This is a genomic window from Variovorax sp. VNK109 (assembly GCF_049445855.1).
GTDB lineage: Bacteria > Pseudomonadota > Gammaproteobacteria > Burkholderiales > Burkholderiaceae_C > JAGOCV01.
Genome location: NZ_JBMSDV010000001.1, coordinates 465,372 through 490,879 on the forward strand (window position 1 = coordinate 465,372; position 25,508 = coordinate 490,879).

Sequence of the window (25,508 nt, forward strand, 5' to 3'; positions counted from 1 at the left end):
GCCGTCCGACCGTGGTGTATCGGGAACTCAGCCTAGCGCGAATTCTTCCGCCAGCAACTCGAACGACCGCCGCTGCGCTGCAGGGTCCCAGGTCCAGGTGATGACGACGATTTCGTCCACTTCCAGCTCTTCGGCCAGCGCCCGCAGCTTCGCGCCCACCTGCGCCGCCGTGCCCACCATGGCATCGCGTCGCAGCGCATCCACGTGCGGCTGCTCGGCGGAGTTCCATTCGCGCGTCGCCTCTTCGGGCGGCAGCAAGGGACCGAAGCGACCTGTCAACCGGTCCACACGCGTGCGCTCGCGGCTGCGGAACAGGTGCCAGGCCTCCTCTTCCGTGTCCGCCGCCAGCGCCCAGACGCAGACGGTCGCTTCCGGCTTCGAGCTGCCTGCGGCATTCGGACGGAAGTTCTGGCGGTACAGCTCCAGGGATTGCTGCGCGCCCTGCCCGTCCGTGATGAAGTAGGCGAACGCATACGGCAGCCCGTAGTGCGCCGCCAGTTGCGCGCCGTAGGCCGAGCTGCCCAGCATCCACAAGGTCGGCGCGGTCGCGCTCTGCGGCAGCGCGGCAATTCCGTATCCCGGATGTCCCTGCGGCACGCCCTCGCCGCAGGCCCAGGCCTGCAGCTCCAGCACCTGCTGGGGGAAAGCGTCGGAGGCGTTGCGGTCCCGGTTGAGCAGCATGGCGGTGCGCCCGTCGCTGCCCGGTGCGCGGCCCACGCCCATGTCGATTCGGCCCGGCGCCAGTGCATCCAGCACGCGGAACTGCTCGGCCACCTTGAACGGCGCGTAGTGCGGCAGCATGACGCCTGCACTGCCGATGCGGATGCGCTTCGTGCGCGCGGCGATCGCCGCCATGAGGATTTCCGGCGCCGTGCCGACGATGGTGGACAGCGCGTGATGCTCGCTGACCCAGAAGCGGTGATAGCCCAGCGCCTCGCAATGTTCGGCCATGCTCACCGTGTTGCGGATGGCTTCGTCCTGCGCGCGTCCCACCCCCGAGACGGACTGGTCGAGGACCGACAGCCTCAGCTTGCGTGTTGTTGTCGTCATGGCCGGGAGCTTGGCACAAGCGCAGCGGGCGCGCTGGCCGTGTGCGCATAATCCCCACATGACCAACGGCCCCGCCCCCGGCGCCCTGCGCGCTTCATCCCGTCCCCGTATCGTCATCATCGGCTGCGGCTTCGGCGGCCTCGAAGCGGCCCGCGCGCTACGCCGCGCCGACGTGGACATCACCCTCGTCGACCGCACCAACCACCACCTCTTCCAGCCGCTGCTCTACCAGGTGGCAACCGCCGGACTGTCTGCGCCGTCGATTGCCGCACCGATCCGCAACCTGTTCCGTGAGCAACGCAACGTGACCACCCTGCTCGACGAGGTGAAGCACATCGACCCGGCGAGCCGCACGCTCACCATGGCCAGCGGACACGCCATCGCGTGGGACCACCTCATCGTGGCGGCGGGTGCCACGCACAGCTACTTCGGCAACGACGACTGGGCACGGCATGCCCCGGGCCTCAAGACGCTGGACGATGCATTCGAGATCCGCCGGCGCGTGCTCATGGCTTTTGAAGCCGCCGAGCGCGAGACCGACCCCGCCAAGCGCGAGGCGCTGCTGACCTTCGTCGTCATCGGTGGCGGGCCGACCGGTGTGGAAATGGCAGGCACCATGGCAGAGATCGCGCGCCACACCTTGCCCGGCGAGTTCCGGCGCATCGACCCGGCCAGCGCCCGCGTGCTGCTGGTGGAAGGCGGGACGCGCGTGCTGCAGGCCATGCCACCCGAACTGAGCACGCGCGCGCAAGAGCAGCTCACACGCCTGGGTGTCGACGTGCGCACCGGCGCTCGCGTGACCCGCATCGACGCGCGCGGCCTCGAAGTCGGCGGCGAAGGCATCGAGCCCTATCGCATCGACAGCGGCTGCGTGGTGTGGGCGGCCGGCGTGGCGGCATCGCCGCTGGGCCGCCAGCTCGCAGGCGCGGTGGGCCTGCAGACCGACCGCGCGGGCCGCGTGCCCGTCGAGCCGGACCTCAGCCTTGCGGGCCATCCGGACATCAGCGTGATCGGTGACCTGGCCGCCGCGAAGAGCCATGCGCCCGGCAAGGAGCCGACGCCGGTGCCCGGTGTGTCGCCCGGTGCCAAGCAGATGGGCCGCACGGCGGCGGCGAACATCCTGCGCCGGCTGGCCGGCCAGCCGACCCGCGCCTTTGTCTACCAGGACTACGGCAACCTCGCGACCATCGGCCGCAACTCTGCCGTGGTGGACCTGACCACGCCCGCTGGCCCCGTGCGATTCTCGGGCTACTTCGCGTGGCTGTTCTGGCTGTTCGCGCACGTGTACTTCCTGATCGGGTTCCGCAACCGGCTGGTGGTGCTGATCGACTGGGCCTGGGCCTACTGGACCTTTCACCGGCAGGCGCGCGTCGTGGCGCGGTCCGACGCGTCCTGATTCACGCGGCTGCGCAGACCGGTTGCGAAAAGCAGCCTACTTTTACCGTCTCTTTACCGTTCCTTGCGAGCCCGTCATCGCCATGGCGATGCCCTCGGGCAGACTGGTTTCATGATGAAAAACAAAACCCTGCTCATCCGGTCCGCCGCCGGCGTGGTGCTTCTCCTGGCTGCCGTTGCCTTCATCAAGTGGCAGTTCTTCCCGTCCACGCCGCCTCGCAACTTCATCACCGCGACCGCCGCGCGCGGCAACATAGAGGACACGGTGCTGGCCAGCGGCACGCTGCAGGCCTTCAAGCAGGTCAGCGTGGGCGCGCAGGTGTCGGGACAGATCAAGTCGCTGAAGGTCGCGCTCGGCGACAACGTGAAGCAGGGGCAGTTGCTGGCCGAGATCGATTCGGTCACGCAGCAGAACAATGTGCGCACCTCCGAAGCGGCGCTAGCCACCTCGCAGGCCAACCTGCGGGCCAAGCAGGCATCGCTCGCGCAGCTGGAACTCGCCTACAAGCGCCAGCAGGAATTGCGCAAGGCCGATGCAGGCTCGCAGGCCGACCTGGAGGCCGCCGAGTCCACCTGGCGCACGGCACTCGCCGATGTGGAAGCACTCAAGGCGCAGGTGCAGCAGTCATCCATTTCTGCGGAAACCGCGAAGGTGAACCTGGGCTACACGCGCATCGTCGCGCCCATGGACGGCCAGGTGGTCGCGCTCATCGTGCAGGAAGGCCAGACGGTGAACGCCAACCAGTCCACGCCGACCATCCTCAAGCTTGCCAAGGTGGACACGATGACCATCAAGGCGCAGATTTCCGAAGCCGACGTGACGCGCGTGAAGCCGGGCCAGCGGGTGTACTTCACCATCCTCGGCGAGCCCGACCAGCGCCAGAGCGCGACGCTGCGCTCGGTGGAGCCTGCGCCGGATTCGATCGCGACCGAAACTTCTTCTTCGTCTTCCAGTTCGTCGAGCAGCAGTTCGTCCAGTGCGACGGCCATCTACTACAACGGCCTGTTCGATGCGCCGAATCCGGACGGCAAACTGCGCATCTCGATGACGGCGCAGGTGTACATCGTGCGTGCCGAAGCACGCGACGCCATCACCATCCCCGCTGCGGCGCTGGGTGCGCGCAGCAACGACGGCAGCTACACCGTGCGCGTGGTGGATGCCGAGGGCAATGCCACGCCCCGCAAGGTGAAGGTGGGTATCAACAACAACGTCAACGCGCAGATCACCAAAGGCCTGGCCGAAGGCGACAAGGTCGTGCTGGGTGACGGCAGCGCGGCACCGTCGGCCAGCGGCCAGCAGATGCGCCGCCCGCCGATGCGGCTGTGAGGGGCGCGTCATGAACCGCACCCCGAACGACGGCAGCCCGGCACTGCTGGAACTGCGCAACCTCACCCGTGAATTCCCGGCGGGCGATCAGGTGCTCGCGGTCCTCAAGGACATCGACCTCCGCATCGACGCGGGCGAGATGGTTGCCATCGTGGGCCAGTCGGGCTCCGGCAAGTCCACGCTGATGAACATCCTCGGCTGCCTGGACAAACCTACGCGCGGCAGCTACCGCGTCGCGGGCCGCGAGACAGGCCAGTTGCAGCCCGACGAACTGGCGGAACTGCGCCGCGAGCACTTCGGCTTCATCTTCCAGCGCTACCACCTGCTGTCGGACCTGACCGCGCAGGGCAATGTGGAAGTGCCAGCCGTGTACGCAGGCACGTCGCGCGACGCGCGCTCGGCGCGTTCGCTCGAACTGTTGCAAAGGCTGGGCCTGCACGATCGCACCGGGCACACACCAGGCAAGCTGTCGGGCGGCCAGCAGCAGCGTGTGTCGATTGCCCGCGCGCTGATGAACGGCGGCGAAGTCATCCTGGCCGACGAGCCGACCGGCGCACTGGACACGCATTCCGGCGCGGAGGTGATGAAGATCCTCAAGGAGCTTCACGCCGAAGGCCACACCATCATCATCGTCACGCACGACATGGGCGTGGCCGAGCACGCCGAGCGCGTGATCGAGATCCGCGACGGCGAGATCGTGGGCGACACGCGGCGCGAACCACGGCGCGAAACGCCAGCACCTGATGCAGCACCGGATACAGCTGTCGACGCGCTTCAGACCCGCGTTGCAACGCCCTCTTCCGCCCACGCCCACCGGTCCGCCCGCGCAGGCCGCGTCTCCGCCTTTGCCGACCGCTTCCGCGAAGCGTTCCGCATGGCCCTGCTCGCGATGAATGCGCATCGCCTGCGCACCTTCCTCACCATGCTGGGCATCATCATCGGCATCGCGTCAGTGGTGTCGGTGGTCGCGCTGGGTGCCGGCTCGCAGCAGAAGGTGCTGCAGAACATCAGTGCCATCGGCACCAACACCATCGAAGTGTTCTCGGGCTCGGGCTTCGGCGACGTGCGTTCGTCCGCCGTGCGCACGCTGCTCCCCGGCGACGCGGACGCGCTGGCCGCGCAGAGTTACGTGGACAGCGTGACGCCCAACCTCAACACCTCGGCACGCCTGCGCTACCGCAATGTCGAACTCACGGGCACGGTGAACGGCGTGGGCGAGCAGTACTTCCGCGTGAAGGGCGTGAAGCTCGCGCAGGGCGTCGCATTCGGCAGGAACGCCGTGCAGGAGCGCATGCAGGTCGCGGTGATCGACAACAACACGCTCACCAAACTGTTCCCCAACACACCGAACCCGGTGGGCGAGGTGATCCTGCTGGGCAGCGTTCCGGTGCGCATCGTCGGCGTGGCCGCGAAATCCGAGGGCGGCTTCGGCAACACGGAAGCGCTCAACGTGTGGGTGCCCTACACCACGGCCATGGGCCGCATCATCGGCCAGAACTACCTGCGCAGCATCACCGTGCGCGTGGCCGACGACGCGCCGATGGCCGCCGCCGAACAGGGCATCAACCAGTTGCTGAAGATGCGCCACGGCCGCGAGGACTTCTACGTGCTCAACACCGACAGCATCCGCCAGACCATCGAAAGCACCACGCAGACGATGACGCTGCTGATCGCGTCCATCGCCGTGATCTCGCTCGTGGTCGGCGGCATCGGCGTGATGAACATCATGCTGGTCAGCGTGACCGAGCGAACCCGCGAGATCGGCGTGCGCATGGCCGTGGGTGCGCGGCAGGGCGACATCCAGCAACAGTTCCTCATCGAGGCCGTGCTGGTCTGCCTGATCGGCGGCGCGCTGGGGATTGCCATCGCGCTCGCCTTCGGCGCGGTGTTCTCGCATCTCTCCAGCGACTTCCCGCTTTCCTTCTCGACCACGTCCATGGTCGCGGCCTTCGCCTGCTCGACGCTGATCGGCGTGGTGTTCGGCTTCCTGCCGGCGCGCAGTGCTGCGCAGCTCAACCCGGTCGATGCACTGGCCCGCGACTGATGCCAAGGAGAACCACGACATGACACGCCAGACGCCTTCGTCTTCCCCGCGATCTGCCATCGGCCTGCGCCTGGGCGCGCTTGCCATGGCGCTGGTGATGGCCGGCTGCACCACGCTGCAAACGCCTTACACCCAACCCGCCGTGCAGACGCCCGCCCAATGGGAACAAGCCCGCACGGCCAACGGCGACGCTGCCAGCATCGACCGCTGGTGGCAGCAGTTCAACGACCCGGCGCTCACACTGCTGGTCGACACTGCGCTCGCCCGCAACAACGACCTTGCCGCCGCCACATCGCGCGTGCGCCAGGCACAACTGCAGGCGGGACTGACAGGCACGGCGCTCAGCCCCACCGTGTCGGCCAGCGCGAGCAGCAGCGCGTCGCGCAGCCTGGACAGCAGCAATGCGCCCAGTTCACGCGGCAGCGGCCTGAGCGCATCTGTCAGTTACGAGGTCGACCTGTGGGGCAAGCTCGCCAGTTCGCGCAACGCTGCCGAATGGGAAGCCCGCGCCAGCGCGCAGGACCGAGAGAGCACCGCGCAAGCGCTGGTGGCCAGCACGGCCGGCCTCTACTGGCAACTGGCCTACCTGAACGAACGCTACGCGGGTGGCGAGCAAAGCCTGGCTTACGCACGACAGACGCTCGAACTCGTGCAGGCCCAGTACCGCGCGGGTGCCGTCTCTTCGCTCGAAGTGCGCGAAGCTCAGCAGACCGTGACCACGCAGCAGTCCACGCTGAGCCAGTTGCAGCAGCAGCGCGTGGAAACGCGCAACGCGCTCGCCATCCTGCTCGACGCGCCGCCCATCCAGCTCACATTGCAAGGCACGCTGAAGGCCGAGCCGCAGCAGTTGGACACGCAACCCTTGCCCGAAGTCGCCGCCGGTCTGCCCGCCGACCTGCTCGGCCGCCGCCCCGACCTGCGCGCCGCCGAACTGCGCCTGCGCACCACCCTCGCGAGTGGCGACGCCACGCGCGCGAGTTACTACCCCAGCCTCACGCTCACCGGCAGCCTGGGCACATCGAGTTCTTCGCTGCTGAATCTGTTGAGCAACCCTGTGGCCACGCTCGGCGCGGGCCTGGCCCTGCCCTTCCTGCGGCAGACCGAGATGAAGCTGTCGAACCAGTTGTCGCAGGCGCAGTACGAGGAAGCCGTCGTCACGTTCCGCCAGACGCTCTACCAGGCGTTTGCAGACGTGGAGAACGCGCTGTCCTCACGCAAGCAACTCGCCGAACAGGGCGCACTGCTCACGCAGCGGCTCGAAGCCGCGCGCGAGGTGGAACGCCTGTATGAAGTGCGCTACCGCGCCGGTGCCGCTCCGCTGCGCACCTGGCTCGATGCACAGGAAAGCCGTCGCGCCGCCGAACTCGCGCTCAGTGAGAACCGGCTGAGCCAGTACAACGCGCTGGCGACGCTGTACAAGGCGCTCGGCGGCGGGGCCCTGTAAGTCTCGTCACTACAAATCGATCAAAAGTCTTTCATGCAGCAGCAACGGTGGCGCACCGGGCATCACAATGCTCACTCTTGGACTTCCAGTACTCGTAAACCTGGATGGCGGCCGCCAGATCCTCCAGGGCAGTGCCGACCGATTTGAAGACCGTTCTTCTGTTCACGCCCTGGCGCGCGAGGACAGATCCGCGGCAGAGTTCAGCCAGGGTTCCCGCGACATCTTTGGGTGAAAAGACACCGTTGGCAATCGGTCGCAGAAGCTCTCCACTTTTTTCAAGTGCCTCAGCGGTGTCAACAAAAATCTCCGCTCCGACGAAAGCGTCGTCGTCCGCTTCTCTCATCTCGGGAGTGAAACTACCGATCAGATCCAGATGAGCATCGAGGGCCAGCCACTTTCCTTTAACCACAGGTCGTGTGGCAAGGGTCGCGCAGCTGACGACATCGGCCATTCCCACCAGCGATTCGAGGTCCGGGGACGAGTGCGCGCGAAGCCCGCCATCGTTCAATTCCTCAACCAGATTCTTCGCAGCCGCCTGGTTGCGATCCCACACAAGCACCTCTTGTATATCCAGCACAGCGCGATATGCAGAAGGGAGCAGAGTTCCGACACGACCCGCTCCTACAACCAACAGCTTCTTCGACTGCCTGAGAGCGACATAGGACGCTGCAAGCGCTGACGCCGCGGCGGTTCGCCGCGATGTCACCACGTTTCCATCCATTTGCGCCAGCAACTCTCCCGTACGCGCACTGAACAATGTGTAGGCAGAAAACAAACCCGGCAAACCGCGTGAACTGTTCTGTGGAAATATGTTGACGGTCTTGATGCCGAAGTAGTCCTCCGTCCAGGCAGGCATAATTAGGGCCGTGCCTTTGGGCTCCGCTTGAATTTCATGGACATGACGTGGTGGTACCACGCAGCCACGGATGAACATGGTCTTGAGGGACTCGATCAGGATCGGGAATTCCAAGGCTTCTTGCGTTGCAGTTTTGTCGATTACAAGCATCCGGATACTCAAGTTAGAAGGTGACGACCGATACACGCAAAAGACTGGCTTGCGAACCAATGATCACCGACGTGTCAGTCACTTCGCACGTCAGATCACCGCCCGCGGGAGATGCCTGATGTGCAGTCAAGGTCGTTTTGTTCAGGCGCTGTGACCAGTACGGAGCGATGGCGCAATGCGCAGACCCGGTCACCGGATCTTCATCGACACCCAGTCCGAACGAAGGACAGAAGAATCGTGAGACGCAGTCGAAACTTTCACCCGGGGACGTTGCGATGAAGCCGCGACGGCCCAGCTTGAGGAGCTTGGCCATATCGGGTTCGAGTTGCCGCACTTGCTGTTCGTCGTCGAAAACGGCGAGTAGATCGCGTCCGGCATCACGCAACTCCGCAGGTACTGCGCGAAGCGCTTCATTCAGCAAGGGCTGGGAAGCGACGATGTGCGAATCCCACCGCGGCAAAGCGAGATAGAACATGTCTCCGCGCTTCTCCACGCGTACCGCACCACCCGGCGTGTCAAAGGTGAACTCCGGCAACTGCGAATTGCGCTCGGACACCGCGAAAGATGCAGCGAGCGTTCCATGACCGCACATGGACTGCACGAAAAGGCCCGTCCGCGAGAGCCAGCGGAGTTCGAGGCGGTCTTGTACCTGGACAATGCACGCTGTGATAGGCAAGGCGATGGTTTTCGCGATTGTCGAGAGCGTCTCGTCGGAAGGCCACTCGTCGAGCCAGACGACACCAGCCGGGTTGCCCTGCCCAGGAATGCCGGTGAAAGCGGAGACGTGCAGATAGTCGAGTTTCATTTTCTTCATCCCCGGGATTGACGTAGGTTCTTCTCGACCCGATGGCCGAGCCAGCCAACCGCGCTGGCGCACGTGAAATAGCACATCGCAACGACTAGGTAGACCTCGAGATAGGCATTGGTCCAGTCGGCATTGCCGTAGGCGGCCTGTGACGCTGCCGTGAAATCGAAGAACCCGATGATGGCGACGATGGAAGTTTCCTTGAACGTCGCGACCAGCAGGTTCACCGTGGCGGGCAATCCGTTCGTCAACCCCTGTGGCAACAGGACGAGCCTCAGGCGAAGGTAAGGGGAAAGGGCCAGAGCTTTTGCGGCATCTTCCTGCGTTCTCGGTATGGACTGCAGCCCAGCCCTGACGATTTCAGACTGATAGCAGCCATAGACAAACGCGAAGGCCAGCGTGACCCGCCAGAGCTTGTCACCGGTGAGCCACTCGGGCGCCACCATCGGGACCAGCACGCCGACGGTGAAGAGCACCATCACCATGGGCAAGGTCCTCATCGTATCGACGACGAAAGCAGTGACACCGGACACCGCCCGGCTGCGATGTCGGCGCAGCAGCGCGAGAGCGACGCCGATCGGAAAGCCCAGCACGACACCAAACACATAGAGGAAGATCGTCAAGGCGAACCCACCCCATTTGTCGGTGGGCACGTAGGGCATGACACTCGGTACGCCGCCTCGCAGCAGAGCGTAGATCAGGCCAGCGGTACACAGGAACAACAAGCCGACGGTTCGCATGTGCCACAGACGCGGCCATGCAGTGAGGCCGATGGCCCCCAGCGCTGCAACGCATGCCAGCGCAGCTCGCCATTGCTCTTCGATCGGATAGAGCCCGAAGAACAGCAGGTGATATCTGGCGCGGATCACAGCCCAGCATGCGCCGTCCGGATTGCATTGGGAAGCCGAAGTGACGGACCACGATGCGTTCACGACACCCCACTGGATGAGATTCCACGCCACCCACGCCAGCAGCATCACCGCAGCAACGGTGCCAATCCGCAAGTGTTTTCCGAGCGCAGTCATTGCGCGCGATTCAATGGGTGCCATGACCGGGAATCTCGACAAGTTTGTTCAGCGTGTTGGCCGCAGAAACCAATGCCTGGTTCAGGAGCACGAAACATGCAGTCATGAAGCAAAGCAGGCTGACCGTGTAGCCTGACTGGTTGATCGACATCAGCGTCACGGCAAAGATGTCTGTAAAGCCGACGGCCAGCCCGATCGATGTCGCCTTCAGCAACACGGTGTACTGACTGCCCAGCGGAAGGATGATGGCGCGCATCGCGAGTGGTGCCCGCACCTTGAGCTCGACGACCCAACCCGGCAGCGACAGCGACCTTGCAGCTTCGATGACACCCTTGGGTACTGTGGCGAACCCGCCGCGAATGATTTCACCGATGTAGGCAGACCCGAACATCGTGAGCGCGATCAGCACGGCGATGAGTTCAGTCGGCATGTGAATGCCTCCTTTGAAGTTGAAGCCCGCGAGCTCAGGGACTGTGAAGAAGTCACGACCGTCCATCCACAGATACGCGCCTGTCGAGCACAGGAGTGAAGCCGCGGCCAACGACAGGCGCCATCGCTGCGGAGTCTTCAGGGAAAGTCGCTTGCCGGCGCGTCCGATTACCAGCGTGAGCCCCATCAGGCAGACCGTGAAAATGATGCCGGCAGGCGTGAGGAATGGGACGCTGACGCCACGGTTGCTGGCGACGATGCCCGCGAAAGACAGCGCCTGGCGCGGGCCCGGAAGATGCGTGACAACCGAGAACCAGAACATGGCCTGCAGGATCAGCGGCATGTTCCGGAACAACTGGATATATGCACGCGCAAACCCGGCCCAGACCGGCGAACCCGAGATGACCAGCAAGGCCATGGCCGCGCCGAGAATCGTCGCTGTGGCAATCGAAACAAGACCGAGTACCAACGTGTTCAGCAAGGCGACCCAGAGCGTCCAGCCATAGCTGTCACTGGGTTCCTGCGGCAGGACCGAGAAGCCCAACTGCCAGGAGGTCGGGCTCCCGAGAAATCCGAGGAGCCCACTCCACCAGGCAGCCACAACGGCAGCAATGACGAGAAGGACGAGGGCGCTGCCTGTTGTGAGGCGCGGCTTCCACAAGCGCATACGGGATATCCAGCGTCGGAATGAATCAGTCGAAAACCGGACCGTAGATCAGACCGCCGCTTTTCCAGAGCCGGTTGGCGCCACGCTCGATCTTATAGGGGGAACCGACGCCCAGTTCCTGCTCATAGATCTGGCCGTAGCTGCCGACCTTCTTGATCACGTCATAAGCCCAGGTGTCCGGCAGGCCCAGCTCGGCGCCGATGCCCTTGTGGATGCCAAGAAGTTTTGCAACCGCCGGATTGGTCGATGGGTTCGCTGCCGCCTGCGCACGGATCGAGTCGACGTTCGCGCTGGTGATGCCGAGTTCCTCGGCGCGGATCATCGCGGCGATCACCCAATTCACCACGGTGCGGAATTTTTTGTCGTCCTCCCGCAACGCTGCGGCGATCGGCTCCATCGTGAGCGTGATGGGAAGGATTGTCTGCGTGGCAGGGTCCTTGACCTTCTGGGTGCGGGTCACAGCCAGACTCGGACCCCAGCCGGCCAGCGCGTCGCAGCGACCCGCGAAATAGGCGGCCTGCAACTCCTCCGACTTCTCGTATGTGACGACCTGGAACTTTACTTTCTCGGAGGCCATATAGTCCGCGAGCACGGGCTCGATGCTGGTGCCCGATGCGGTACACACTGTCGCGCCGCCGAGTTCCTTGCCGGAACGGATTTTCGACACCGTCGGCACCATGAACTGGAAGCCGCCTACGAAGTACGGAATGCTGAAGTCGATCTTTTGCTTGGTGTCGCGTGAAAGCGTCCAGCCGGTGGCCTTGAAGACGATGTCCACATCACCTGAGATCAGCGACGGAAAGCGCTGGGCCCAGCTAAGGGGAACGTAGGTGACCTTGTCAGCAGAGCCGAGCACCGCCGCTGCCACAGCCTTGCAGAACTGGATATCGAAGCCCTTCCATTGCCCCTTGTCGTCCACTTCGAAAAAGCCGGGAAAACTTCCGTTGTGAGCGCTGCAGCGTAGCGTGCCCCGGTCCTTGATGATGTCCAAGGCACTTTTGCCTTGCGCCTGAGCGCCTGATACAACGGCCAATGCGCCAGCTACAAACGCCACATTGCGAAGGGTGCGGCGCGCGAGGATGGAAATGTGTGACATGAAGCTCTCCGTTTCCGCCGCCAGCACACTTTGCGCGGGCTTCCATGCAGGAAAACGAGTGTATGATACGACACATAATTTCCAATTGGAAATAAATTTCTAAAAGGATTCAACAAATGGTCGAGCCCAAATCGCTCAAGGCAACTGCGAAACGCGCGCCTGCCTCCAGCCTGGACGTGATCGTCAAAGCATTGCGTACCCGCGCGGGCATGACATCGGCTGAACTCGCGGAGCGCGCTGAACTCGCGCCATCCACCATATCCAAAATTGAGGCGGGCCAACTGTCGCCTGGCTATGAAACCATCCAGCGCCTGGCCATCGGGCTCGGCGTGGAAGTGGCAGAGTTGTTCGGCCCGCGGCTCGACTCAGTAACGACGGGCCGGCGAGGCGTAACTCGGCGCGGTGAGGGGCAGGTGTACCAGTCCGAGCGCTATGAATATGAAGCGCTCGCAGCAGACCTGTCGAAGAAGCAGTTTCTTCCGCTTCTGGCGACCGTCAAGGCACGTGAGCCTCATGAGTTTTCAGCGCTGCCCTCGCATGAAGGCGAGGAGTTTGTCTTCGTGATTTCCGGCACGGTGCAGTTGCACAGTGATCACTACGAGCCGCTGACCCTGCAGCCCGGTGACAGCGTTTACTTCGACAGTCGCGCAGGTCATGCACTCGTGTCGACCAGTGCCGAGGACGCCCGGATCGTCTGGGTCTGCTCCGATCGTGATGCCCTGAAATCCCAGACAAAATCGAAAGAAGAAAAGTGAGTTCCATGCAAGCCGTTTCCGAAACAAGCATCAGCGCACGAAAGCTGGACAAGTGGTATGGCGCCACGCAGGTGCTGCACGACGTGTCTCTCGACATTCGTGCCGGCGAACGTGTCGTCGTTTGCGGGCCATCAGGCTCCGGCAAGTCGACGCTGGTGCGATGCTTCAATGGACTGGAGCCCTTCCAGTCAGGGAGCCTGACTGTGCGTGGACATGACCTCCGTATTCCCCGTGAAGTGGATGAGGTACGGCAGGAAGTGGGCATGGTGTTCCAGCAGTTCAATCTGTTTCCGCACCTCACTGTGCTTGAGAACTGCACGCTTGCACCAGTGTGGTCGCAAAAGCGTCCCGTCGCCGAAGCCAGGCAGGAGGCCATGGAACTGCTGGACCGGGTGCAGGTCGCCCATCATGCGCACAAGTACCCGGGGCAGTTGTCGGGTGGGCAGCAGCAGCGGGTTGCCATTGCACGCGCGCTGTGCATGAAGCCGAAGATCATGCTGTTCGATGAGCCAACATCAGCGCTCGATCCGGAGATGGTAGCGGAGGTGCTGGATGTGATGGTCGAGCTAGCCAGGAGCGGGATGACGATGGTGTGCGTGACGCACGAAATGGGATTCGCGCGTGCCGTGGCGGACCGCGTTGTGTTCATGACAGATGGACGCATCGAAGAGTCTGCAACGCCTCAAGCATTCTTCGACAGCCCGCGGAGTCCTCGCGCGCAACAGTTCCTAGGGCAAATACTCGCCCACTAGGGAACCACGGTCAGCCAATCAAGAAGAGCGTCGAACAACGCGGTTGCGACGCTCACCCCACCGGCTTCTGGAACTGCTTCCACGCCGCCTCGGTCGGCGTGGTGCCGGCGCCGGGCAGTTGCGGCAGACTGAAGTAGCCATCCACCACGTCGGCCGGGTCGGTGAAGCAGTCCTTGATCCACGGGATGTATTCCAGCACCTGGCAGGCCGGGTGTGCATAGCTCAGGTGCACATGCACCTGGCTCATGTCGCCGGCATGCGGCGCGACGGGCAGGCGGAACGAATGCGCCGTCTCGCACACGCGCCACACCTCGGTCAGGCCGCCCATGCGCGTCACGTCCGGCTGCACCCAGTGGATGGCCTTCTGTGAGAAGAATTCCGAGAACGCGTCCTGCGTGTAGAGCTGCTCGCCCAGCGCCGTGGGAATGCGCGTGGCGCGCGCCAACTCGGCATGACCCTTCACGTCGTCGTACCAGAGCGGCTCCTCGAACCAGTACACGTCGAACGGCTCCGCGCCGCGGCAAAAGCGCAGGCAGGTCGCCAGGTCCCATTTGCCGTTGCCGTCGATGGCCAGCGTCACGTCCGGCCCGATGGCGCGGCGCACGGCCTCCAGGCGGCGCAGGTCGCGCTCCACCGTGGAGCCGACCTTGATCTTGATGCCGGTGAAGCCCTGGTCCACCGCGCGGCGCGCGCCCTGCACCAGCAGGTCGTCCGCAATGCTGAGCCAGCCGATGTCGGTGTTGTAGGCACGGACCTTGTCGCGCACCTGCCCGCCCAGCAGCTTCCACAACGGCACGCCTTCGGCCTTGGCCTTCAGGTCCCACAACGCGATGTCGATGGCGGCCTGCGACAGCGTGGTGATGCCGGCGCGGCCGATCCACTGCAGCGCCGGGTTGCGCGCGAGCTTGAGCCACAGGCGCTGGACGTCGCTCGCATCCTCGCCCACCAGCAGCGGCGCGTGGCAGGTTTCGATGCAGCGGGTGATGAGCTGGTCGCTGGGCAGGTGCGAGTGCGTGCCGGTAAACCCGTAGCCCGACAGGCCGTCTTCCGTGTCGATGCGCGCGCCGACGACGCCCCAGTGCGTGATGGTGTGGGTGCTGTCGGCGATCTGCGAGCCCGTCACCGGCACGTGCAGGACGAACGGTTTGACTGCTTTGATTTTCAAGTGTGTCTCCTTGTAGTGCTTATGTGGCAGCCATTATTCATTGAGGCATGATGCGCCGTCACCCCTGACGACCCTGAGGTCCAACCATGAAGCTCCCGGCCATGAAACAACCACTCAAACAGATCCTGAGAACCTTCCTCACGGGTGCCCTGACCGTCCTGCCCCTGGCGGCCACGCTGGCGCTCTTCGGATGGCTCATCCAGATCCTCGCGGCATGGCTGGGCCCTGAAAGCCTGTTCGGCTCGCTGCTGGTGGCCATCGGCCTGTCGGTCACCACGTCACGCACCGTGGGCTACCTGCTCGGACTTCTGGTACTGCTGGCCGCGATCTACGTCATCGGCGTGGTGGTGGAAGCCGAGCTGCAGCGCGGCGTGCGCCGCATCGTCGACGCGCTGGTGCGGCGTATCCCCCTCGTGCGCACGGTGTACGACCTGGCCACGCGCATGGTCGAGCTGATGTCCAAGCGCAGCCCGGACGGCATGAAGTCGATGCAGCCGGTGTGGCTGTACTTCGGCGGCAAACCGGCAGCGCCTGCGGGTGAGGCCGACGCCAGCGCAACGCCGGCGTCCATCCTCACGCCCGCGACGACGGAGGGTGAGAAGCCCACGCCGAAGGCGGCCGTGCTCGCCCTGCTGTGCACCGCCGTGCCGGTGATGCTGGAAGGCCACCCGTACCACGGCGTGCTGATTCCCTCCGCACCCGTGCCCGTCGGCGGCGGCCTGCTCTATGTGCCCGCCGACTGGGTGGTGCCTGCCGATGTCGGCATGGAAGGCCTCACCAGCATCTACGTGTCGATGGGCCTGACCACGGCGCAATACGTCAAGACGCAGGAGTGACCTCCGCTTCCTGCAGCAGCCGCCACATCACCTTGCCACTGCCGCTCTTGGGCAATGCATCGACGAACTGCACGATGCGCGGCACCTTGTAGACCGCCATGTTCTCGCGGCACCAGGCGATGATGTCTTCGGCAGTCGTGCCCTTGTGCGTCGCACGCAGCACGACGACGGCCTTCACCGTCTCGCCCCGGTAGTCGTCGCGTGTGGAGATGATGCAGGCTTCCTGGATGGCGGGGTGCCGGAACATCAGAAGCTCCACCTCGGCCGGCCAGACCTTGAAGCCGCTCGCATTGATCATGCGCTTCAGCCGGTCGGTGATGAAGAAGTAGCCCTCTTCGTCCATGCGGCCCAGGTCGCCTGAGCGGAAGAAACTCTTGCCCTCGAAGTCGATGAACGCCGCCTTCGTCGCGTCGGGCCGCTTCCAGTAACCGCTGAACACCTGCGGGCCGCGGATGATGATCTCGCCCTGCTCGCCCGGCGGCATTTCCTTCAGCGTGTCCGGGTCGACCACGCGCGCGTCGGTGCCGATGAAGGGCACGCCCAGGCATTGCTGCTTCGGCCGGTCGGGCGGGTTGGTGTGCGACGGCGCGGCGGTCTCTGTCAGGCCGTAACCTTCGGCATAGCGCAGGTCGAACTGCTCCAGCAAGCGCTGCGCCACAGCCTGCGGCATGGCCGCGCCGCCGCCGCCGATGTACACGAGGCTCGACAGGTCGTACTTCTCGAAATGCGGGCTCGCCAGAAGGTCGATGACCATCGTCGGGATGTTCGTCCAGTGCGTGACCTTGTTCTGCGAGATGAGCCGCCCGGCCACGTCGCGGTCCCAGCGCGGCATGACGACCATGGTCGCGCCCGCGTGGATGTTGGCGTGCATCAGGCTCACCATGCCGGTGATGTGGAACATCGGCACCACGCACAGCGTCACGTTTTCCGCCGAGCCGTTGCCCCACAGGATGCTGCTGATCGCGTTGTGCATGATGCTCGCGTGCGTGTGCATGCAGCCCTTGGGCAGGCCGGTGGTGCCGCTGGTGTAGGGCAGCACGGCTAGGTCGGCAGGGCCGACGTCCGGTGCAGGCACCGGCGGGCCTTCCTGGCCCAGCAGGTCGCGCCACGCGTGCACCGCGCCGCCCTGCAATGCGGGCCGCGCATGTGGCGTGAGCATCCATGTGCGCCACGCCTCCGGCGCGGCATCGCCCTGCAACGCCGCCGCGTCGAATGCATCCGTGAAATCGGTGACGACGAGATGCGCGAGGCGTTCGCTTTCAGCCAGCGCATTGCTCGCCTGCGTCAGTTCACCCGCAAGATCGCCCGTGGTAATGGCCACACGCGCGTCCGAATCGGTGATGTAGTGCTTGAGCTCTTCCGCCTTGTTCATCGGGTTTACCGGCACCACCACCGCATTGGCCCGCAGGATGGCGAAGTGCGACACGACGAGCTGCGTGCAGTTCTGCATGTCCAGGATGACGCGGTCACCCTTCTTCACGCCCAGCGAGGTCAGACGCCCCGCTAGTCGCTCGACCATCGCGACGAGTTGCGAATACGTCGTTTCGCGCCCCATGAACACCAGTGCCGCCTTGTGCGGATAACGGCGCGCACTGATCTCCAGGTTGTCGCACAGCGACGTGGACGGCGCGGTAATGTCGTACGGAAGCCGCCGTGGCCAGAACGGATGATGCGGGCGCATGTTTGTGTTGTCTCCTGCGCAGGGAGACTAGCCGCCGCGCGCCCGCATCACATCAGGGAAGGCCCCAAGGGCGGTCACCTGCGCGACGTGCGTGCCCCAACGTATCTTGTAGGACATATCGACCCCGACAACGGGGCCCGGTCTGACGCCGCATGTCTTTGCCCATGCGGATAGTCCCCCCATGCCCACATCCATCCGAAAAGGCCAGGCACCCGAGCCGGCCACGCGCGAGGTGTTCTTCGAGCGCTACCACGCGCGCTTCATGGACCCCGCTTTCGACAGCGAGCGCGATGCGATCGACCGGCTCGCGGCGATTGCCTTCGAAGCCTACACGGAAGGCCGCAAGGCGCCGGTCACGCGCAAAGCGGGGCCGGGCTTTGCGGATCCGGACTACGACCTGTCGCAGGAGTGGTACGACGCGCACGAGGCATTGCGCCTCGCGCAGGAGCGATGGGAGTCCAGTGCGTCGCCTTCCCGCGTGTTGATCGTCAACGGCAGCCCGCGCAACGACGGCACCTGTCCTGGTGAGATTTCCAAGACGTGGCGCATGTCGAACATGGTCCGTGAAGAGGTGGAGAAGGCCGGCATGCAGGCGGATCTGCTCGACCTGAGTCTCGTCACGTCGGACTACGACCGGCACATCCATCCCTGCAAGGGTTGCGTGTCGACCGCCATGCCGCTGTGCCACTGGCCCTGCAGCTGCTACCCGAACCATGCGGACGGGCAGGTCAACGACTGGATGTTCGAAATCTACGAGCGCTGGGTGTCGGCGCATGGCGTCATCATCCTGGCGCCGACGCACTGGTACCAGTCGCCCAGTGTGCTCAAGCAGATGATCGACCGGCTGGTGTGCGCGGACGGCGGCAACCCCGACCCGACGACCACGCAGGGCAAGAAGGCAAAGCTCGCCAAGGAGATCGAGCAGAAAGGCTGGGACTTCCCCAAGCACATCGCCGGTCGCGCCTATGGTGTGGTGGTGCATGGCGATGTGGCGGGCGTCGAGGTTCATCGCCGCAATCTCACCGACTGGCTCGACTGGATGGGCCTGATCGACGCCGGCGCGCTGTCGCGTCTGGACCGCTACCTCGGCTACTACGAGCCTTACTGGAACAGCCACGACGCACTCGACAAGGACGAAGACCTGCAGCAGGAAACGCGCAACGTGGCACTCGCCGTCGTGCGTGCGGTCACTCTCCTGAGGGAGGGCAAGCTGTCCACCCCGGACGAAGCGGTGAAGCCGCCCCGTCCCAAATGATCCCAAGTTGATCCGATTCATCCACCTCACTTCATTCAAGGAGCACACATGAGCGAGAAGAAAGCCAGCGCACACTGGAGCGGCCCGGGCAAGACCGGCCAGGGCAACATCAGTACCGAAACCGGTGCGCTCGACAAATACCCGTACGGCTTCGCCAGCCGCTTCGGTGACGACCGTCGCGGCACCAACCCGGAAGAGATCGTGGGCGCGGCGCATGCGTCCTGCTTCACCATGGCGTTCGCGTTCGCCTGCGAGAAGGCGGGCTTTGCCACGAAGACGGTGGACACCACCGCTTCCGTGCGACTGGCCAAGGACGGCGACGGCTTCAAGATCGACCGCATCGCCCTGACGATGGAAGCCGTGGTGCCGAACCTGGACGAAGCGAAGTTCAAGGAACTGGCCGAAGGTGCCAAGGCCAATTGCCCGTTGTCCAAGGCGCTGGCTTCCGTACCCGAGATCACGCTCTCGGCGACGCTGAAAAACTGACCATCCGGTCCGTTTCATGAGGCGGTGAACCGGTTCATCTGACCGGTGCACCGCCTTGGCGCGGCCGCTCGTCGCGCCGCACCACGGTCGCCCGCAGCGACCCTCTTGCGCACCAAAGCCGGCGCACATCGCTTGTATACCAGCCAGACAAGTCAGGCATGGTTCATGCTGAGGTGGATCGCCATGGCGATTTCTTCCACCGATCTCAGCAACCGCATCATCGAAGCCGTGATGGCGCGCAAGCTCGCCCCCGGCACACGGCTCGGCGAGCAGCAACTCGCCATGCTGTTCGATTGCAGCCGCACCATCGTGCGCGAGGCGCTGACGCGGCTGGCGGCGCGCGGCATCGTGACGGTGAGCGCGCGGCGCGGCTGGTATGTGATCGAGCCGTCCGAAGCCGAAGCACGCGAAGCCTTCGAGGCGCGCCGCGTCATCGAGACCGGGCTGATACGCGGCACCCCGAAAGCGCTGGACAAGGCAGCGCTGAAGAAACTCAAGGCCCACCTCGCCCGCGAGAAGGAAGCCGTGCAGGGCACCGACGTCGGCGCGCGCAGCTTCCTGCTGGGTGACTTCCATGTGTGCCTGGCCGAATGCCTGGGCAACAGCCTGCTGGCCGACACGCTGCGTGACTTCACTGCGCGCACCACGCTCATCGCGATGCTCTATCAGGCCAGCGAAGACGCGGCCCGCTCGTGCAGCGACCACGTGAAGATCGTCGCCGCACTTGAGAAAGGCGACCTCGCGAAAGCCGAGGCTCTGATGGCCGAACACATCGGTGCGGTGCAGACGCACCTGCGCCTGCCCACCACCGCCGACCCGCTGGCGCAACTGCGCGATGCGCTCGCACCGGTGGCAGCCGCAGCCCCTTCCTCACGTTCCCCTTCCCCATCCCATCCCGACGAATCGTCGACTTACCTAGGAGCCTTGCTATGACCCCGACCAAACGCCAATTCACCCGCCTGGCCACCGCGATGGCCGCCAGCCTGTTGCTCGTGGGCGTTGCCCAGGCGCAGACCGCGCTGGACGACATCATGAAGGCCAAGGAAATCAAGATCGCCGTGCCCACGGACTACCCGCCCTACGGCTTCGTCGGCACCGACCTCAAGCCCCAGGGCCTCGACGTCGAGATGGCCAACTACATCGCAGGCAAACTTGGCGTGAAGCTCGAGATGGTCACGGTGACCAGCGCGAACCGCATTCCCTACCTGCAGACCAAGAAGGCTGACCTGGTCATATCCACGCTGGGCAAGAACCCGGACCGCATGAAGGTGATCGACTTCACCTATGCCTACTCGCCCTTCTTCCAGGCCGTGTTCGCCGCCAAGAGCCTGCCGGTGAAGAGCTTCGCCGACCTGTCGGGCAAGACCATCGCCGTGACGCGCGGCGCGATGGAAGACGAGGAACTCGCCAAAGTCGGTCCGGCCAACATGGACGTGAAGCGCTTCGAGGACAACGCAGCGACCATCGCCGCGTTCGTTGCGGGCCAGACGCAGGTGATTGCCACCAGCGCATCGGCTGCCGGCACCATCATGTACAAGAACCCGCAGCTCAACACCGAGTACAAGCTGCTGCTCAAGGACAGCCCCAACTTCATCGGCGTGAACAAGGGTGAAGACAAGCTGCGTCTGAAGGTCAACGAGATCATTGCCGAAGCCAAGAAGAACGGCGACATCGACAAGATGTCGCAGAAGTGGCTGGGCCGCCCGGCCGGCAACCTGCCCGAATAAGCACCGGCCTGAAGCCGCATAACAGCCAACAGCAAACGAGGGAGGGAACCCCATGCTGATCGAACTGAACTTCGGCGCCGTGCTCTCGCAGTGGCCGCTGCTGCTGCGAGGCGTCCTCTGGACGCTGGCGCTCACGGCCATTGCCACGGTGATCGGCATGGTCGTCGGCACCGCATGTGCCTGGGCCCGCTCCGGCGGACCCGCCTGGCTCGAGTGGGTGGTGGGCACGTATGTGGAACTGATCCGCAACACGCCCTTCATCGTGCAGCTGTTCTTCATCTTCTTCGGGCTGCCGGCGCTGGGCATCAAGCTCACGCCGGAGGCGGCGTCGGTGCTCACCATGGTGATCAACCTGGGCGCCTACTCCACCGAGATCATCCGCGCGGGCATCGAGGCCACGCCACGCGGGCAGATCGAGGCAGCGCAGAGTCTGGCGCTGGGCCGCATGCAGACCTTCATGCACGTGGTGCTGCCCCCCGCATTGCGCAAGGTGTGGCCGGCGATGACGAGCCAGATCATCATCGTGATGCTCGGCTCGGCCGTGTGCGGGCAGATCTCCACGCCGGAACTGAGCTATGCGGCCAACCTGATCCAGAGCCGCAACTTCCGGGCGTTCGAGGCGTTCATCATCGCCACGGCGTTGTATCTCACGATGGCCGTGGCGCTGCGCCGCCTGCTGAACTGGGCCGGTCCGAAGTTCTTCTTCGGCCGCTAGACAAGGAGCCTCCATGGTCGAGTTCACCCTCTGGGACGTTCTCCGCAACCTCGGGCTGGCCGCGCGCTGGACCATCGTGCTGTCGCTCATCGCCTTCATCGGCGGCGGGCTGGTGGCCATGATCCTGCTCGTGCTGCGCCTGGGCAAATCACGCTGGGCCGACAGGCTGGTCGGCCTGTACGTGCAGCTTTTCCAGGGCACGCCGCTGCTGATGCAGCTGTTCCTGGCTTACTTCGGCATCGCGCTGTTCGGCATCAAGACATCGGCGTGGGTGGCGGCGGTGCTCGCGCTCACGCTGTACACGAGTGCCTTCCTCACCGAGATCTGGCGCGGCTGCGTTGCCGCCATTCCCAAGGGCCAGTGGGAAGCGTCTCAAAGCCTGGCGCTGGGCTTCTACGAGCAACTGCGCTACGTGGTGCTGCCGCAGGCCGTGCGCATTGCCATTCCGCCCACGGTGGGCTTTCTCGTTCAGGTGGTCAAGGGCACGGCGCTGGCTTCGGTGATCGGCTTCATCGAACTCACCAAGGCCGGCAGCATGATCTCCAACGCCACGTTCCGCCCGTTCATGGTCTTCAGCTGCGTCGCACTCATGTACTTCGTGCTGTGCTTCCCGATCAGCTACTACGCCAAAACCCTCGAAAGGAAAGTCAATGCAGGCCGCTGAAGTTTCCACGGCAACCGCTGCCACGTCCGGTGCACCCATCGTCCAGATCACCGCGCTGCGCAAGTCCTACGGCACGAACGAGGTGCTCAAGGGCATCGACCTGAACGTCAAGCGCGGCGAAGTCATCGCCATCATCGGCAAGAGCGGTTCGGGCAAGAGCACGCTGCTGCGCTGCATCAACGGGCTGGAAGTGTTCCAGGACGGCGCGCTCACCGTAGACAGCAAGCCGCTGCTGCACGAAAGCCCCATGGCCATGCGTGAGCTGCGCCAGCGCGTGGGCATGATCTTCCAGGGCTTCAACCTTTTCCCGCACCTGAGCGTGGGCCGCAACATCATGCTGGCCCCCACGCTGGTGAAAAAGAAGGACAAGGTCGACGCCGCCGAGCACGCCCGCAAGCTGCTGCTGCGCGTGGGCCTGGCCGAGAAGTTCGACGCCATGCCCGACCAGCTCTCCGGTGGCCAGCAGCAACGCGTGGCCATCGCTCGCGCGCTCGCCATGGAACCCGCCGTCCTGCTGTGCGACGAAATCACCTCGGCGCTCGACCCCGAACTCGTGGGTGAAGTGCTGCGCGTGGTGGAAAGCCTGGCCGACGAAGGCATGACGCTGCTGATGGTCACGCACGAGATGAGCTTCGCCCGCAAAGTGAGCGACCGCGTGATCTTCATGCACCAGGGCCGCGTGCACGAGATGGGCCCGCCCACCGAAGTGTTCGGCAACCCGCAGACGCCGGAGTTGAAGCAGTTCCTGTCGTCGCTGCACGACTGAGGCCGGACACAAAGCTGTCACACCGGGCCGGTCGGCATGCCGCAGAATGCGGGCATGCCGACCCCGACCCAATCCTTCCGCTCCTTCCGATGCATCGCTGCCGCTGCCTTGCTGGCGGCAGTTGCAATCGCGTTGCCGTTCACGGCCAGCGCCTTCGACCTGCAAGGCCATCGCGGCGCGCGCGGGCTCGCGCCGGAGAACACGCTCGCGGCGTTCGAGCAGGCGCTGAAGACCGGTGTGACAACGCTGGAGCTGGACATCGCGCTCACGTCGGATGGCGTGCCGGTGATCGCGCACGATCCGCACCTCAACCCGTCCTTCACGCGCGACGCATCGGGCAAGTGGCTGTCCGGCAAGGGGCCGCTGATCCGCTCGCTGACACTCGCGCAATTGCAGGCTTATGACGTGGGCCGCATCGACCCGTCGTCGTCGTACGCGGGCCAGTTCCCCACGCAGATGCCGCGTGATGGCGAGCGCATCCCCACGCTGGCCGCGCTGTTCGAGCTGGCGAAGAAGCTGGGCGCGAACGACATCCGCTACAACATCGAGATCAAGACCAACCCCACGTTGCCAGCCGACACGGCGACGCCGCAGGAATTCGCCGATGCGATCCTGCGCGTGATCCGCGAAGCCGGCGTCGGGCCGCGCGCCGCCATCCAGAGCTTCGACTGGCGCGGCCAGCAGGCGATCCAGAAAGCCGACCCGGCGATCGCAACGGCGTACCTCACGTTCCAGAACGCGCGCAACGATTCGCCGAGCGACCCGGCCTGGATGGCCGGCATGCTGCGCCGCAACTACGCGAGCGTGCCGCACATGGTGAAGGCAGCCGGTGGCACGTACTGGTCGCCCAACGGCCCCGCGCTCACCGCCGAACTCGTGAAGCAGGCGCAGGGACTGGGCCTCAAGGTCATCCCGTGGACGATCAACAGCAAGGAAGACATGGCGCGCTTCATCGACTGGGGTGTGGACGGCATCATCACCGACTACCCGGACCGCCTGCGCGAGGTGATGCAGCAGAAAAACCTGCCGCTTCCGCGCACCATCCCCTGACTGTGAGCACGCCGCCCGTCGTTCCACCCGGCGAAGCGCTGCGCTTCTGGCTCAAGCTCGGTTTCATCAGCTTCGGCGGCCCCGCGGGTCAGATCGCGCTGATGCACGAAGAACTGGTCGAGCGGCGGCGCTGGATCAGCGAGAAGCGCTTTCTTCACGCGCTCAACTACTGCATGCTGCTGCCCGGCCCCGAGGCGCAACAGCTTGCCACCTACCTCGGCTGGCTGCTGCATCGCACCTGGGGCGGCGTGATCGCAGGCGCGCTGTTCGTGCTGCCTTCGCTGTTGATCCTCATCGTGTTGTCGTGGGTCTATGCGGCCTTCGGGCAGGTGCCGGTGGTCGCAGGCTTGTTCTACGGCATCAAGCCTGCAGTGACGGCTGTCGTGCTGCAGGCAGCGTGGCGCATCGGTTCACGCACGCTGAAGAATGGCGTGCTCTGGGCGATTGCGGCTGCGTCGTTCGTGGCGATCTTTGCGCTGCATCTGCCGTTTCCGCTGATCGTGCTCGGTGCGGCCACGCTGGGGTGGATCGGCGGGCGCTTCATGCCGGAGCGGTTTCATCCGGGTAGGCATGGCGGCAACCGCAGCGCTGCGGACCGGGCCGACCACCTGCCCGCACTCATCGACGACGACACGCCGACGCCCGCGCACGCACGATTCAGCGCGACGCGGCTTGCGTACATCATCGCCGTGGGCGCGTTGCTCTGGACAGCGCCGATGGCGTTGCTGCTGGCCGTGCAAGGCTGGAACGGCACGCTCACGCAGATGGGCTGGTTCTTCACCAAGGCCGCGCTGCTGACGTTCGGTGGTGCCTATGCGGTGCTGCCTTATGTCTACCAGGGCGCGGTGGTGCACTACGGCTGGCTGAGCGGCACGCAGATGATCGACGGGCTGGCCTTGGGCGAATCGACCCCGGGGCCGCTGATCATGGTGGTGGCGTTCGTCGCCTTCATGGGCGGATGGCAGAGCGCGGATGTCACGGCACTGTCAGGTGGCAACCTGTTCCTGGCGGGCGCGGTGGCGGCGACGCTGGTGACGTGGTTCACCTTCCTGCCGTCGTTCCTGTTCATCCTTGCGGGCGGGCCGCTGGTCGAGGCCACGCATGACGACCTGAAGTTCACCGCGCCGCTCACCGCCATCACGGCAGCCGTGGTCGGCGTGATCGTCAACCTCGCGCTGTTCTTCGGCTGGCACGTGTTCTGGCCGCAGGGCCGGGACGGCGGACTCGATGCGGTGGCGGCGGTCATTGCAGCGTTGGCCGCAGTCGCCCTGCTGCGATTCAAGGCGAACGTGATGCTGGTCATCGGCGCGTGCGCGCTGGCCGGGCTGGCGGTGACGCTGGCTCGCGGCTGAAGCCCGCCCTGCGATG

24 protein-coding genes are annotated in these 25,508 nt (G+C 64.8%); 16 read left to right on the forward strand and 8 right to left on the reverse strand.

Translation table 11 applies throughout. From position 1 onward, the window contains the following. Positions 1-27 precede the first annotated feature (27 nt). A complete protein-coding gene (locus ACO2Q9_RS02195) occupies positions 28-1,050 on the reverse strand; it encodes an LLM class flavin-dependent oxidoreductase (protein ID WP_423307852.1) in 1,023 nt (340 codons plus the stop codon). 58 nt (positions 1,051-1,108) lie between these two features. On the opposite strand from ACO2Q9_RS02195, the gene ACO2Q9_RS02200 reads away from it, so the two are divergent. From ACO2Q9_RS02200 to ACO2Q9_RS02215, 4 genes are all read left to right on the forward strand, one after another. Then, a complete protein-coding gene (locus ACO2Q9_RS02200; protein ID WP_423307854.1) occupies positions 1,109-2,446 on the forward strand; it encodes an NAD(P)/FAD-dependent oxidoreductase in 1,338 nt (445 codons plus the stop codon). A gap of 111 nt (positions 2,447-2,557) precedes the next feature. Further along, positions 2,558-3,772 (forward strand): efflux RND transporter periplasmic adaptor subunit, encoded by a 1,215-nt coding sequence (locus ACO2Q9_RS02205; protein WP_423307856.1) that lies wholly within the window; start codon positions 2,558-2,560, stop codon positions 3,770-3,772. A gap of 10 nt (positions 3,773-3,782) precedes the next feature. Continuing rightward, positions 3,783-5,816 (forward strand): MacB family efflux pump subunit, encoded by a 2,034-nt coding sequence (locus ACO2Q9_RS02210; protein WP_423307858.1) that lies wholly within the window; start codon positions 3,783-3,785, stop codon positions 5,814-5,816. Positions 5,817-5,835: 19 nt separating this feature from the next. Beyond that, positions 5,836-7,260: an efflux transporter outer membrane subunit gene (locus ACO2Q9_RS02215; RefSeq protein ID WP_423307860.1), complete on the forward strand. Its 1,425-nt coding sequence runs from the start codon at positions 5,836-5,838 to the stop codon at positions 7,258-7,260. A 31-nt stretch (positions 7,261-7,291) separates the two neighbouring features. Here ACO2Q9_RS02215 and ACO2Q9_RS02220 read toward each other — a convergent pair whose 3' ends face one another. From ACO2Q9_RS02220 to ACO2Q9_RS02240, 5 genes are read right to left on the reverse strand one after another with little or no spacing between them, the layout of a single operon-like run. Then, complete coding sequence (locus tag ACO2Q9_RS02220) at positions 7,292-8,266, reverse strand: ornithine cyclodeaminase family protein (RefSeq protein WP_423307862.1); 975 nt, start codon at positions 8,264-8,266, stop codon at positions 7,292-7,294. Positions 8,267-8,279: 13 nt separating this feature from the next. Continuing rightward, a complete protein-coding gene (locus ACO2Q9_RS02225; protein WP_423307864.1) occupies positions 8,280-9,071 on the reverse strand; it encodes a PhzF family phenazine biosynthesis protein in 792 nt (263 codons plus the stop codon). A 5-nt stretch (positions 9,072-9,076) separates the two neighbouring features. Continuing rightward, positions 9,077-10,120, reverse strand: coding sequence for an amino acid ABC transporter permease (locus tag ACO2Q9_RS02230; protein WP_423307866.1), 1,044 nt, complete (start codon positions 10,118-10,120; stop codon positions 9,077-9,079). Further along, entirely contained in the window at positions 10,107-11,192 is a 1,086-nt protein-coding gene (locus ACO2Q9_RS02235; RefSeq protein ID WP_423307868.1) for an ABC transporter permease subunit, read from the reverse strand. Before ACO2Q9_RS02235 ends, ACO2Q9_RS02230 begins: the two co-directional genes overlap by 14 nt. Before the next feature lie 25 nt (positions 11,193-11,217). Continuing rightward, a complete protein-coding gene (locus ACO2Q9_RS02240; protein WP_423307870.1) occupies positions 11,218-12,288 on the reverse strand; it encodes an amino acid ABC transporter substrate-binding protein in 1,071 nt (356 codons plus the stop codon). Positions 12,289-12,404: 116 nt separating this feature from the next. Between ACO2Q9_RS02240 and ACO2Q9_RS02245 the strand changes: the two genes are divergently transcribed. Continuing rightward, positions 12,405-13,043 carry a helix-turn-helix domain-containing protein gene (locus ACO2Q9_RS02245; RefSeq protein ID WP_423307872.1) on the forward strand — a complete coding sequence of 213 codons (639 nt, stop codon included), beginning with the start codon at positions 12,405-12,407 and terminating at the stop codon, positions 13,041-13,043. A 5-nt stretch (positions 13,044-13,048) separates the two neighbouring features. Beyond that, positions 13,049-13,795: an amino acid ABC transporter ATP-binding protein gene (locus ACO2Q9_RS02250; protein ID WP_423307874.1), complete on the forward strand. Its 747-nt coding sequence runs from the start codon at positions 13,049-13,051 to the stop codon at positions 13,793-13,795. A 52-nt stretch (positions 13,796-13,847) separates the two neighbouring features. Here ACO2Q9_RS02250 and ACO2Q9_RS02255 read toward each other — a convergent pair whose 3' ends face one another. Beyond that, positions 13,848-14,960, reverse strand: coding sequence for a mandelate racemase/muconate lactonizing enzyme family protein (locus ACO2Q9_RS02255; protein WP_423307876.1), 1,113 nt, complete (start codon positions 14,958-14,960; stop codon positions 13,848-13,850). 101 nt (positions 14,961-15,061) lie between these two features. Here ACO2Q9_RS02255 and ACO2Q9_RS02260 point away from each other — a divergent pair, with 101 nt between their 5' ends. After that, a complete protein-coding gene (locus tag ACO2Q9_RS02260) occupies positions 15,062-15,796 on the forward strand; it encodes a DUF502 domain-containing protein (protein WP_423307878.1) in 735 nt (244 codons plus the stop codon). Here ACO2Q9_RS02260 and ACO2Q9_RS02265 read toward each other — a convergent pair. Then, positions 15,780-17,477 carry a long-chain fatty acid--CoA ligase gene (locus ACO2Q9_RS02265; protein WP_423307880.1) on the reverse strand — a complete coding sequence of 566 codons (1,698 nt, stop codon included), beginning with the start codon at positions 17,475-17,477 and terminating at the stop codon, positions 15,780-15,782. The genes ACO2Q9_RS02260 and ACO2Q9_RS02265 overlap by 17 nt on opposite strands. Before the next feature lie 181 nt (positions 17,478-17,658). Here ACO2Q9_RS02265 and ACO2Q9_RS02270 point away from each other — a divergent pair, with 181 nt between their 5' ends. From ACO2Q9_RS02270 to chrA, 9 genes are all read left to right on the forward strand, one after another. Next, positions 17,659-18,732 carry a flavodoxin family protein gene (locus tag ACO2Q9_RS02270; protein ID WP_423307882.1) on the forward strand — a complete coding sequence of 358 codons (1,074 nt, stop codon included), beginning with the start codon at positions 17,659-17,661 and terminating at the stop codon, positions 18,730-18,732. A 48-nt stretch (positions 18,733-18,780) separates the two neighbouring features. Further along, a complete protein-coding gene (locus ACO2Q9_RS02275) occupies positions 18,781-19,218 on the forward strand; it encodes an OsmC family protein (RefSeq protein WP_423307884.1) in 438 nt (145 codons plus the stop codon). Positions 19,219-19,401: 183 nt separating this feature from the next. Next, positions 19,402-20,151 (forward strand): GntR family transcriptional regulator, encoded by a 750-nt coding sequence (locus tag ACO2Q9_RS02280; RefSeq protein ID WP_423307886.1) that lies wholly within the window; start codon positions 19,402-19,404, stop codon positions 20,149-20,151. Further along, positions 20,148-20,945 carry a transporter substrate-binding domain-containing protein gene (locus tag ACO2Q9_RS02285; RefSeq protein WP_423307888.1) on the forward strand — a complete coding sequence of 266 codons (798 nt, stop codon included), beginning with the start codon at positions 20,148-20,150 and terminating at the stop codon, positions 20,943-20,945. Before ACO2Q9_RS02280 ends, ACO2Q9_RS02285 begins: the two co-directional genes overlap by 4 nt. A 52-nt stretch (positions 20,946-20,997) precedes the next feature. Continuing rightward, positions 20,998-21,660 carry an amino acid ABC transporter permease gene (locus tag ACO2Q9_RS02290; RefSeq protein WP_423307890.1) on the forward strand — a complete coding sequence of 221 codons (663 nt, stop codon included), beginning with the start codon at positions 20,998-21,000 and terminating at the stop codon, positions 21,658-21,660. A 13-nt stretch (positions 21,661-21,673) separates the two neighbouring features. Next, on the forward strand, positions 21,674-22,324 hold the full coding sequence (locus ACO2Q9_RS02295; protein ID WP_423307892.1) for an amino acid ABC transporter permease: 651 nt from the start codon (positions 21,674-21,676) through the stop codon (positions 22,322-22,324). Then, positions 22,311-23,090: an amino acid ABC transporter ATP-binding protein gene (locus tag ACO2Q9_RS02300; protein ID WP_423307894.1), complete on the forward strand. Its 780-nt coding sequence runs from the start codon at positions 22,311-22,313 to the stop codon at positions 23,088-23,090. The genes ACO2Q9_RS02295 and ACO2Q9_RS02300 overlap by 14 nt, the downstream gene beginning before the upstream one ends. A gap of 54 nt (positions 23,091-23,144) precedes the next feature. Continuing rightward, complete coding sequence (locus ACO2Q9_RS02305; RefSeq protein WP_423307896.1) at positions 23,145-24,140, forward strand: glycerophosphodiester phosphodiesterase; 996 nt, start codon at positions 23,145-23,147, stop codon at positions 24,138-24,140. Then, the gene (chrA, locus tag ACO2Q9_RS02310) at positions 24,137-25,492 is read left to right on the forward strand and encodes a chromate efflux transporter (protein WP_423309896.1); all 1,356 of its coding nucleotides are present in this window, start codon (positions 24,137-24,139) and stop codon (positions 25,490-25,492) included. The genes ACO2Q9_RS02305 and chrA overlap by 4 nt, the downstream gene beginning before the upstream one ends. Positions 25,493-25,508: the final 16 nt, after the last annotated feature.